This window comes from Ruminiclostridium cellobioparum DSM 1351 = ATCC 15832 (assembly GCF_000621505.1).
GTDB lineage: Bacteria > Bacillota > Clostridia > Acetivibrionales > DSM-1351 > Ruminiclostridium > Ruminiclostridium cellobioparum.
Genome location: NZ_JHYD01000003.1, coordinates 112,803 through 125,026, shown reverse-complemented (window position 1 = coordinate 125,026; position 12,224 = coordinate 112,803). Strand labels below are relative to the sequence as shown.

Here is a 12,224-nt window from a genome sequence, read left to right as displayed (position 1 = left end):
TGCAATATTATAGGAGGTGAAGCATTTTTCATAACTAAAACAAAATATGGAGGTAATTTATGCAAAAGTTAAAAAAATATAAAATCGTAGCTGTAATAATAGCAGTTATAATAATTCCACTGGTATACAGCTTCTTCTATCTCGATGCCTTCTGGGATCCATACAGCAAGCTGGATTACCTTCCTGTCGCTGTTGTAAACCAGGATTCCGGTGCAACCATAAACGGAAAGGAAAAAAACCTTGGCAATGAAATACTTGATAAACTGAAAGACGATAAAAACCTTAAATGGGTTGTCACAGATGAGGCAGATGCTAAAGAAGGTCTGGACAACAGAAGATATTATGCATCAATTTATATACCTGCCGATTTTTCAAAAAACATATCGACAGCAGGAGACGCAGAAAAAGTAAAAGGCAGCTTGAAATACAGTGTCAACGAAAAGAGAAACTACCTGGCAAGCCAGGTTTTAAGCAGAGTAACACTTGAGTTTAAAGATGAAATTTCAAAAGAGATATCCCGGGAAATTGTCGGTACTATTGTTGATCAAATAAAGGACTTACCGTCAAGTTTGCAGGAATTGGATGACGGGTTGAAAGAGCTTAGCAGCGGAGCCGGCACCATCCATCAAAAAACAGGTGAACTGCTGGACGGCCAGAAAAAGTTTAATACCGGTATGAAGTCTTTAAACGACGGACTGCAGGACGCCGCAAAAGGAGCCTCCCAATTAGCCCTTGGCGCCGATAACCTTAATTCGGGAGCACAGCAGTTCTATCAGACCCTTTCAGACGGTGCCGATAAAGTATCCCGGCTGACAAACGGAGCCGCACAGGTAGCTTCTGGTCTGTCAGCGATACAGGATAACCTTGCAAAGCTCAACTCCGGAACAGCCGAGCTTTCCCAATCCACTGCAAAGCTCAGTCAGGGTATGGCCGCTTATGACAATAATATGCAGACTTTTGCCGCCGGGCTTGATTCATATGTTGAGTCGGTAAATAAAGCTGCGGGTGCCCAGGCCGATATGGCTGCATTGATTGTTCAATACACCAGGGCGCATCCCGAAGCACTGAAGGACCAGAATATCCAGACAATACTAGAAACCCTTCAGGCTTCCCAGTCGGTTCCCCAGCAGGTAAAAAAAGCAGGAGAAACTCTGAACACTTCGGGAAAAGCGTTGGCTGAAGGGGCTTCGCAGATAACTCAGGGAGCAGCAGCTTTAAATTCGGGAATAAGCACTGTTTCCTCAAACCTGAATCTGATTTCGGCCGGAACCGACAAAATCAATACTGCCTACGGTCAGATCAACAGTGGCGTCAGTGATGTTGCTGCCAGTATAAAGACCGCTTCTGAAAAATCAAAGGAGCTTTATGAAGGAACTGCACAGCTAAAAGCGGGCTCAACAGACCTGGCTGCCGGTATTTCAAAGGCTTCAAAAGGCAGCATGCAGCTCAACGGCAGCACTGAAAAGCTGTATGACGGAGAAAAGAAACTTTACGACGGGATGAAGGAATTGAGCTCAGGCATATCCATAGCCGGCCAGGGAGTCTCCGATTCCCTCCTTGATGCAGACAGCCGGCTGAACGGTACCGACGGCTTAAAGGAATATATTTCCGAACCTGTGGAACTGAACGAGCAAAGAATAAACAGTATTCCCGATTACGGAACAGCGTTCACTCCCTACTTTGTTTCCCTTTCACTCTGGGTAGGAGCATTAATGATGTTCTTTGCCATATATCTTGACCCCGATGTCAAATTCCGCAGACTTAACAAAAACTCAAAGGGCTTCCTCAGATTTGCCGGCTATACTCTGATTGGAATAGCACAGGCACTTGTGCTTGATATTACAATATTAAACGGTCTGCATCTGCAGGTTAAAAATACAGGACTTTTTGTTCTTGTGAGTATAATAATCTCTCTCGCCTTTACTTCAATTATGAGATTTTTACTGGTTCAGCTAAGGGATGTAGGAAAATTTATTGCCATCCTCCTTCTGATCCTCCAGCTGACATCCTGCGGCGGAACCTTCCCGATGGAGCTTGTTCCGGATTTCTTCAATATTGTTAATCCGTTTATGCCCATGACTTATTCGGTTAACGCATTAAAAGAGGTCATTTCAGGTATTGACTACGGGTATCTTGCTCAAAACCTGATTGTTCTCGGCGGCATTGCATTGGCTTTCCTGGCATTGAACCTGATTGCTTCAAAATTGAGACTTGGAAAGATACTGGCCGATACAAAGGAATTTGATACTGCCGGCGGCACAGATACACCGGATAACCCTTGTGCTGAAATGTAAAACATATATTAAAAAAGCAGAGTCCTCCGACAAAATGAGGACTCTGCTTTTTTTGTTTTTCTGTAGTTAAGCGTTAGCTCCTGTAACAACTTTGTTGTTATATATAAGAACCAAACTGTTGTAATTCTTTATAAATTTTGCAAGTGCAATCAGCGGTCCCAAACCGATCAGGAAAGCACCAAGGATTATCCATAGCAGATATGACGATCCCTTCTCCTTTACAGCTACTCCCTTTGCCATTCCGGAATCGTATAATTTCTGACCCTGCTGATAATACCATATCAACGGATATATACCTCCTGTGAACATGTAAAGTACAAGTGCCAAGCCCGGGCTTGTTTCCGCACTTTCGGCTGCTGTTAATGTATTGATGTCACTGGTCATCTTATAGACAAACACCAATCCATATATTCCGAAAGTTATAATGCAAAGCCCGATGTAACCCCAAAAAGAACGTTGCTTTAACATAATAAAACCTCCATAAAAATTTTTATATAGTTATAAATTGTTATAACTCCATGACAAATATTGATCTGATTTTACATTTTCTGCAGGCATTACTTTGAAATTATATTTTAAGACAAATATTGCGGTCAATAGGAATATATACTCAGAATAAGCACTTATTGGTACTATATATCCTATAAAAAAAATTTTTTTATCTTCGTAAAAATTGAAGGATATTCTATAATTTTACCGAATGTATAATATGGCACAATTTTTTCATATTACTCCAAACCATTATCTCCGATCAATAATTTTTTTTATAAATGCAATATAAATATAATAAATAAATTATGAAAGGGTGTATGTTTTATGTCTGGTCTAAGTAATGCCACAAGCTTTGAAACTTTTGGGATCTGGTGTGTACTGTTGATTGCCTTTCTGGGATTAGGATATGCACTGATGCTTCGCCGTCAGGTTTTAAAGTATGACAAGGGTACCGAAAAAATGCAGGAAGTCTGGGGATCCATCAAAGGCGGCGCCGATGCCTATCTCCGCCGGCAGTTGAAATCAATCCTTCCCCTTATTGCAGTACTTACAGTACTTCTTTTCTTTTCAGTCTACATTGTTCCTCCCAGTGATGAGGCAACAAAAAGATTTTCAAACTTAAATGCAGACCAAATTAAAATTGTAATCGGTTTTGCAAGAGCCATCGCTTTTGTCATGGGTGCGACCTTCTCTTTACTTGTCGGTCAATTCGGTATGAGAATGGCTGTTGAAGGCAATGTCCGTGTTGCTTCGGCTTCCAGAAGAAGCTTCGGAGAAGCGCTGAAAATAGCATACAGAACCGGTACAATAACAGGTATGCTTACAGATGGCCTGGGTCTGCTTGGCGGAACACTTATTTTTATCATACTTGGAATAGCTGCACCGGATGCGCTGCTGGGCTTTGGTTTCGGCGGAACGCTGCTGGCGCTGTTTATGAGAGTCGGCGGAGGTATATATACAAAAGCTGCCGATGTGGGCGCCGACCTGGTGGGTAAAGTGGAAGCCGGCATTCCGGAGGATGACCCCAGAAATGCCGCCGTCATAGCCGATCTGGTAGGTGACAATGTCGGTGACTGTGCCGGAATGGCAGCAGATATTTTCGAATCCTATGAAGTTACCATCGTTTCCGGCCTGATTTTAGGACTTTCGTTATATTCAATCACCGGAGAACTCAAATGGATAATCTTCCCTCTTCTGGTCAGAGGAATAGGAGTTCTTTCTTCAATAATCGGAACTTATCTTGTAAAAGGCTCCAAAAAGGGCGATGCCCTTAATTCAATAAACAGAGGTTTTTATACCTCGGCAGTGGTAAGTTTGGCATCTTTCGCTTTACTGGCAGCCTTCTATATGAATGAATGGAGAGCTTTCCTTTGTGTGGGTGTGGGTATTTTACTGGCTGTTGCACTGGATGAGGTTACAAAACATTTTACAGATACAACCCACCGGCCTGTCAAGGAAATAGCCGGTGCTTCAAAAACCGGTTCGGCCACACTTATCCTGCGCGGACTTGCTGAAGGTTTTGAAAGTGCAGTATGGCAAACAGTTGTAATTGCAGTTACCATATTAAGCTCAGTACTTATTTTCTGGGGGCAGGATGTGCATTATGTCCTGTATGGAGTTGCAATGACAGGTATAGGTATGCTTACCCTTACCGGAAACAATGTTGCCATGGACTCCTTCGGACCAATTGCCGACAATGCAAATGGTATCGGTGAACTGGCAGGACTGGACAAGGATTCAAGAAAAGTTATGGACAGCCTCGACGCTACCGGAAACACAACCAAGGCCATTACCAAGGGTGTTGCCATAGGTTCTGCCGTTATTGCTGCCGTTTCACTGTTCGGCTCCTTCCTCACAGATGTTTCAAAGATACAGGTCGGTATGGGCGTTGATAAAACTATATTTGATACAGGTATAAGAATCTCCAGTCCTACCGTTTTCATCGGTATGCTGATAGGTGCCTGTATTCCGTGGCTGTTCTCCTCCCTCATAATCAATTCGGTTACAAGGGCGGCCTCTCTTATCGTCAATGAAGTCAGACGGCAGTTCAAGATTCCCGGACTTCTCCAGGGCAAGGTAAAGCCGGATTATCAAAAGGCTGTTGATATATGCACCGTAGCAGCTCAAAGAGAATTGCTTGGACTGGCAATCATTGCGGTAGTTTCTCCATTAGTAGTAGGTATCCTTCTTGGCGTTGAGGCCCTGGGGGGCTTCCTTGCAGGAGTAATTATTTCAGGTCAGCTGCTTGCAGTGTTCATGGCCAACTCAGGAGGAGCATGGGATAATGCAAAGAAAACCATTGAAGATGGCGCCCATGGCGGAAAGGGCTCGGAGTGCCATAAGGCGGCTGTTGTCGGAGATACCGTCGGAGATCCTTTGAAGGATACGGCAGGCCCCGCACTCAATCCTATGATAAAGGTTATCAATCTCGTTTCCCTTTTAGCTGCACCAATACTCATACAGTATAAGAGTACCGATCCGGGTATGCTGGCAGCACTTGTAATCTGTGCCGTATTGATAGTGGGTGCAATCATTTATTCCAAGAAGGGCGGCTTCAAGAAAACCAAAGCTGCCGATAGTGAAAATATCGCTGCTTGATTATAAATAAAAAAGATACAAAATCCGTCAAAGGATTTTGTATCTTTTTTATTTTTTAAGGAAGGAACATCCTGTATTAAATCAATTTAATTATCCTAAACTAGCATTAAAAAGAATTTATGTTGTAATGGACTTATCCGGCTCACGGTAAGTACCGTAAATCCATACATTTTGTGAGCCAGAAAGGCAAGGATGCTTCATGAGAAATAAAAGAAGAAACGACGGCTATGTTTCGCAGAGAATAAACAATATCATTAACAGTATCCCAAACAATCCGTTTATAGGTTTCAGCAGTACTATCAAACCCATAGATAGAATTGATCAGAATATCGATGATTGGTATGAACCGGAGTTTCACACCAATGAAAATCCCTATAAACCATGAGGGCTGTTGAAATTATATCCGGGACTGCCGTGTGAAGTTTTGTCACCACTTGCTTTGCACTGCAGCCCCATATGTTTGTACACCAATATTGTTAAAATCGCCAATGTATTATAAAATATAAGCTAATGTTAAATTTTAGAACTTTTATTACTTGTGAGGAGTGATTTCAATGACATGGAAAATAGAAACCAAATGTCTCCAGGAGGGCTATAAGCCGGGAAATGGAGAACCGCGTGTTTTACCTGTATATCAAAGTACTACATATAAATATGACTCTACTGAACATGTGGCAAAGTTGTTTGATCTGTCCGTGCCCGGACATATGTACTCAAGAATCAGCAATCCCACTGTGGAATGTGTAGAAAACAAAATTGCAGCCCTTGAAGGCGGTATTGGCGCAGTATGCACATCCTCGGGCCAGGCTGCCTCTCTTCTGTCCATATTGAATATTTGCAAAGCCGGTGATCATTTTGTATGCTCCAGCACCATATATGGCGGAACTCTTAACCTCTTTGACAAAAGATTAAGTGAAATGGGCATCAGCATCACCTTTATTGACCAGGACGCTTCGGAAGAAGAAATTCAAAATTCATTTCAATATAATACAAAAGCCTTATTCGGCGAATCCATTGCAAATCCCAAAATCAGTGTGCTTGACATTGAGAAATTTGCCAGGATAGCCCATAATAATAAGGTGCCGCTGATAATAGACAATACTTTTGCTACGCCAATGCTGCTCAGACCTTTTGAATATGGCGCAGATATCGTAATTCATTCAACCACCAAATACATGGACGGCCATGCCCTGTGTGTCGGCGGCGTCATTGTTGATTCCGGCAATTTCAACTGGGAAAACGGCAATTTTCCAGGCCTGACGGAACCAGACGAATCCTATCACGGTATGATTTACACCCGCGACTGCGGCAAGGCTGCTTATATAACCAAAGCCAGGGTTCAGCTCATAAGGGACTTCGGCTGCTATATGTCGGCCAATAATGCATTCCTGTTGAATATCGGGTTGGAAACCTTGCATTTAAGAATGGAACGTCACTGCAGGAATGCAGAAAAAGTGGCCGGGTTCCTTGCGGGAAGTGACAGGATACTTTCAGTCAGCTATCCTTACCTGAAGGATGACCCATATCATGATATTGCCGGAAAATATCTGCCGGAGGGCTGCAGCGGTGTGGTATCGTTCCGGATCAAGGGAGGCAGGGAAGCTGCGGTCAGGTTTATGGACAAGCTGAAGCTGGCCGCCATAGTAGTTCATGTTGCCGACTGCCGCACAGCAGTTCTCCACCCGGCAAGCTCCACACACAGGCAGCTGTCCGACGAGCAGCTGGTGCTGGCAGGCATTGATCCCGGCCTGATCAGATTTTCGGTAGGTATTGAAAATGTTGAAGATATTATAGAAGATATCCGCCAGGCTCTTGAGGACTAAAAAAATCCTAGGCTGCTGGAATATTAAATGTTATAATCATTTTAGATGTTACAGACCATCAGGAATGCACTAAACTGAAGTGTGATAAAATAAGTTGCAATCAACATTGCAGCTTATTTTTTGAATTTTGTTTAATTTAAAAATTTGAAGAGTTATCATGTCATTTAAAAATAGGAGTTTAAACTAAAATGCCATTTGACGGAATAGTAACAAAATGTATTGTTAATGAATTGAATGATCTGCTGGCCGGAGGCAGAGTAGAAAAAGTATTTCAGCCCGAAGCAGACGAAGTTGTCCTTTTGGTTCGTTCAAAAAGCCAGAATTACAGACTGGTTGCAAGTGCAAATGCAAACTACCCCCGCCTTCACATTACGGCTTCACAAAAAGAAAATCCCCAGACCCCTCCTGTTTTCTGCATGCTCATGAGAAAGCACCTGTCAGGCGGCAAGCTGCTGGACATAAGCTTTCATGATTATGAGAGGGTAATTTCCATTAATATTGAATCAGTAAATGAACTGGGTGATCTGTCTGTAAAAAGAGTTGTAGTTGAAATAATGGGAAAGCACAGTAATATCATTCTGCTCAACAGCGAAGATAAAATAATTGATTCGGTAAAGCATGTGGACAATGATATCAGCAGTGTCAGGGAGGTAATGCCTGCCAGGCCCTACTTCCTCCCTCCCGCTCAGAATAAGGAACTTCCGGAGAATATTATTCCGGAACGGATTTTTGAACATCCATTGGTTTCGGAGGCAAAACATATTGAAGGTTTATTGTTAAATCTCATAAAAGGCTTCAGTCCCTATACCTGCCGTGAAATTTGCCGGGCTGCGGATGTAGCTCCCAAAACACCGGTTGCTGCTTTAAGCCATGCCCAGAAAGCCAACTTGATTTCAGCTTTAAAAAACTATCTTGCTCGGATAAACAACAATGGCTTTGAACCCTGTATAATCTATCAGGATAAAAATTTCCTGAAACCTCTGGACTTCTATTGTTTTGTTCCTGAACAGCCGGCAATATACAAAAAATATGAGCTTTTGTCCTCAGCGCTGGACGAATTTTATTCCCTGCGGGATACAAATGAGCGCCTGACTCAGAAAATGGGCGATATTGTAAAGGTGATTAAAAACGGTATAGACCGCTGTGAGAAGAAGATTGCCCTTTTCAATGACAAATTGCGCGAGGTTTCAGACAGGGAAAAACTTCAGCTTTTCGGAGAACTGATTACCGCCAATATTTACTGTATTCCCGCAGGCAGTGAAACTGCACGGGTTTTGAATTATTACAGTGAAAATGAAGAATATGTTGAAATACCTTTAAATGAGTATAAATCCGCCCAGGAAAACGCCCAAAGGTATTTCAAACAGTATACAAAGGCCAAAAGCACCTATTTAAATGCAACCCAACAGTTGAAGGATACGTTTTTGGAATTGGAATACCTCCAAAGTGTTCAGACCATGCTGGAGAATTGCAGCAGCAGACAGGAAATTGACGAAATCAGGCAGGAGCTCACAGATCAGGGATATATCCGGGCATCTGCCAGAAACTCAAAAAAGAAACAGGACAAACCCTCCTCCCCTCTGGATTTTACCTCAAGCGACGGGTTTCAGATACTGGTGGGCAAAAACAATAAACAAAACGATCTGCTGACTTTAAAGCTGGCGGCTGCAAGCGATATCTGGCTTCACACAAGGAATATTCCCGGCTCACATGTTATAATAAGAGCAGAGCGGCGTGAGGTGCCTGACTCAACCTTGCTGGAAGCTGCTATTTTAGCCGCCTATCACAGCAGTGCCAAAATGTCTTCCAATGTGCCGGTTGACTATACCCTTGTCAGGAATGTTAAAAAACCAAACGGAGCCAAACCCGGAATGGTTATTTACGAGAGCTTTAAAACAGTTAATGTAACACCCGGGGAAGAAAAAGTATTTGAAATAACTCAAAATAAAATTAATTTAAAAATACGTTAAGGGGGAATTTGAATGATTTCAGACAAGATCAGCAACAGACTGGCTAATTCTTCAATGATACGGGCCATGTTTGAGGAAGGTGCAAGATTAAAAAAAATATACGGAGCAGATAAGGTTTACGATTTCTCTCTTGGAAATCCCGACCCTGAACCGCCTGCAGAAGTTAAAGCCGCTCTCCGGGAGCTGGCCAATTCCGAAGAGCCGGGTATGCACCTTTACATGAACAATGCGGGTTATACCGAGGTAAGAGAAACCATAGCCGGTAAAATCAACAGGGAAACCGGCCTGCAGCTAACCTTTAACAATGTGGTAATGACTGTGGGAGCCGGCGGAGCTCTTAATGTAGTTTTAAAAACTCTTTTGAATCCTGATGAAGAGGTTATAATTTTTGCACCCTACTTTGTTGAATATACCTCCTACATTGATAATCACGGAGGAAAAGCAGTAATAGTAAATACTGATTCAAGGACTTTCTTACCCGATCCTGAATTGTTAAGATCAAAAATCACACCCAATACGAAAGCTATTCTCATCAACACTCCAAACAATCCTACAGGGGTTGTTTACGGTGCTGATATTTTAAAGGCCATTGCAAATGTACTTGAGGAAAAAGGAAGAGAATACGGGCATACTATTTATATAATATCCGACGAACCCTACAGGAAGCTTGCCTATGACGTTGACGTACCAAATATATTGACCATATACAAAAACGCTGTCATGATTGACTGTTTCAGCAAATCACTTTCGCTTCCCGGGGAAAGAATGGGTTATATAGCTGCAAATCCGGAGGCAGAAGATATTGATACCCTTATGGGAGGACTTATATACTGCAACAGGGTTCTGGGATATGTCAATGCCCCCGCTCTTTTCCAGAAAGTCATAGCAAGGACTATTGATTCCACGGTTGACATCAATATATACAAAGAAAGAAGAGATTTGTTGTATAATGGGCTGACAAGCCTGGGCTACGAATGTGTGAAACCTGACGGAGCCTTTTATCTGTTCCCCAAATCATTTATTGCCGATGATGTGGAATTTAAAAACAGAGCAGTCAAGTACAACCTGCTCATAGTTCCGGGCTCAGGGTTCGGCTGTCCGGGCCATTTCAGACTGGCCTACTGTGTAAGTCTTGAAACTATAAAAAACTCCCTGCCTGCTTTTGAAGCCCTGGCCAAAGAGTTTAAATAATTTTTTATGGGTACTCCCTAAAGAACAGAATTCTTTTATAATTTTTGATTAGTCAATCCCCTTCACATGAGGGCCTATTTCGAATTAATGTTCTTTAGGGTCAAACCCAAAAAATTTGCAATAACAGACGAATTTTAAAATGCGCCGGTAATGTCAAGGAACCCGGAGTTTTAAACCGAATATGCAGATTAATTTATTGAAACATTGAAGAATGGATAATCAGCATATGTCCTTCCCAAGTTGTAAATAACCGCTGTATTTGTCCTGATTTGAAAAAGCAAATATCATTGATCTAATATTAGCATTTTTTGCCATGACTTGTAAATCGGCCAACAGCATCCCAGCAAAATTTTACACATTTTAACAATATATTCCACCTGCTGCTCAGGATAACATTTTATGATAATCAGCCCAGCTCAGTATAGTTTAAACCCCAGGTTACCGCATATTTGTCCTTCAGAACTGCGTGATGGGCTCCCCAGAAGGTCTTTTGCAGTTCAAATATAATGATTGCATCCTCTTTGGCCAGCTCAGCATATACTTTTTCTATCTGTTCCCTGGAATCCAACTCCAAAACCAGTTGTACATTCGTATGCTGGGCCCTTTCACCAAACAAATCAGTGAAGTACATTATACAGTTTGGAGCAATATGAAGCTCCGAATGCATTATCTTTCCCTCATGCCCTTTAAACATATCACTGTTATCGGCAGTTTTGACCATTTTTATTTCACCGCCGAATACCGATTTATAAAACTCCAGAGCATCCCTGCAATTTTCTACCGATATATTTGGAATTATACTTTTCATCAATATCCTCCTTTTTATAATCATCAGCAAATTAATATATATTATGGTATATATTTACCTTATATATTTCGTATTTCTTGATCTACATCATATCTTTTCTTTAGCCGTCTATTTCATATCCATAGCCAGTCCATCTCCATACGCAGCCTGACTGAAAATATTTTCGGCTTCCACCAGAGGTATACCCGCTATATTTATATTTTCAATAACGCTTTCTCCTATTTTCTTGTTACTGCACTCAAACAGATATCTCACAGCCTGTGGTTTGAAGCCTAAAAGCCTGGCTCCCACCGTATCTGCCGCAACCGGATCGCAGCCCGCCACAACCAGCCCCGTATGCCGGGCAATCCCCTTTGAAGGCCCAGTTCCTATCATTGCAGGACTTGCGCTGATAATGGACAAATCAATGGGAACCTGTTGGGCCATCGCCGATATGAAACCATGAAGCTCAGTGTGTATTCCAAGATTTTTCTTGGGCTGCCCGTGTTCATCAGCCGGAGGCCACCCCAGTGCAATGTTCTTTATTGCAGCAGACATTGTGGCCTCCTCATGCTGTTTTAACTGTGTAAATGAAATTAAAACAGTCACCTCTTCAAATAGTTTATTTAAATTGGTTGCAGTGACAATCGGGTGATTCAAATTAATTCGTACAAAAGGCCCGTGATTCAGATCGATAAACTCTACGCCCTCGTCTGAAATGACCTTTCCAAATCCGACAGAATCCATGACGTCCTTTGTTTCCCCGTCTGCTGTTCCTGTGGCAACTACTATTCTTTTCGGATTTCTGTCCTTAACTATCCTGATAATCTGTCTTAAACTCTCGGGCCCCACAACGGTTGCAGAATCAGGCTGTTTCTTATTCACCCAGTTGGGCGTTATAACCACTACGTCGCTGCTGTTTATGGATTCGGTTATTTTCAGCAGCTCAATTGCCTGTTTTATAGCTGCAGCCTCATCGCTGTTATGTGTAATGGCTACATTTGAATTATTCCATTTTCTCTGCCTCATACTGATTCCTTTCCATTTGCTTTTAGGCTTATTATTCCCA

General features: G+C 42.3%; 9 protein-coding genes. 6 read left to right on the top strand and 3 right to left on the bottom strand.

The features are described 5' to 3' along the window. Positions 1 to 59: 59 nt before the first annotated feature. Entirely contained in the window at positions 60 to 2,294 is a 2,235-nt protein-coding gene (locus T344_RS0104535) for a YhgE/Pip domain-containing protein (RefSeq protein ID WP_027627721.1), read from the top strand. A 66-nt stretch (positions 2,295 to 2,360) separates the two neighbouring features. Here T344_RS0104535 and T344_RS27590 read toward each other — a convergent pair whose 3' ends face one another. Continuing rightward, positions 2,361 to 2,762, bottom strand: a complete 402-nt coding sequence (locus tag T344_RS27590) for a DUF4234 domain-containing protein (protein WP_051571582.1) — start codon at positions 2,760 to 2,762, stop codon at positions 2,361 to 2,363. 348 nt (positions 2,763 to 3,110) lie between these two features. On the opposite strand from T344_RS27590, the gene T344_RS0104525 reads away from it, so the two are divergent. From T344_RS0104525 to T344_RS0104505, 5 genes are all read left to right on the top strand, one after another. Next, a complete protein-coding gene (locus T344_RS0104525; protein ID WP_027627720.1) occupies positions 3,111 to 5,384 on the top strand; it encodes a sodium-translocating pyrophosphatase in 2,274 nt (757 codons plus the stop codon). A 199-nt stretch (positions 5,385 to 5,583) separates the two neighbouring features. Then, entirely contained in the window at positions 5,584 to 5,769 is a 186-nt protein-coding gene (locus T344_RS0104520; RefSeq protein ID WP_027627719.1) for a hypothetical protein, read from the top strand. 169 nt (positions 5,770 to 5,938) lie between these two features. After that, entirely contained in the window at positions 5,939 to 7,207 is a 1,269-nt protein-coding gene (locus T344_RS0104515) for an O-acetylhomoserine aminocarboxypropyltransferase/cysteine synthase family protein (protein ID WP_027627718.1), read from the top strand. A gap of 188 nt (positions 7,208 to 7,395) precedes the next feature. Continuing rightward, entirely contained in the window at positions 7,396 to 9,177 is a 1,782-nt protein-coding gene (locus T344_RS0104510; protein WP_027627717.1) for an Rqc2 family fibronectin-binding protein, read from the top strand. A gap of 12 nt (positions 9,178 to 9,189) precedes the next feature. After that, on the top strand, positions 9,190 to 10,368 hold the full coding sequence (locus tag T344_RS0104505; RefSeq protein ID WP_027627716.1) for a pyridoxal phosphate-dependent aminotransferase: 1,179 nt from the start codon (positions 9,190 to 9,192) through the stop codon (positions 10,366 to 10,368). Positions 10,369 to 10,774: 406 nt separating this feature from the next. On the opposite strand, the gene T344_RS0104495 is transcribed toward T344_RS0104505, so the two are convergent. Next, complete coding sequence (locus T344_RS0104495; RefSeq protein ID WP_027627715.1) at positions 10,775 to 11,176, bottom strand: VOC family protein; 402 nt, start codon at positions 11,174 to 11,176, stop codon at positions 10,775 to 10,777. A 108-nt stretch (positions 11,177 to 11,284) separates the two neighbouring features. After that, positions 11,285 to 12,184: a DUF362 domain-containing protein gene (locus tag T344_RS0104490; RefSeq protein WP_027627714.1), complete on the bottom strand. Its 900-nt coding sequence runs from the start codon at positions 12,182 to 12,184 to the stop codon at positions 11,285 to 11,287. Between the last annotated feature and the right edge of the window lie 40 nt (positions 12,185 to 12,224).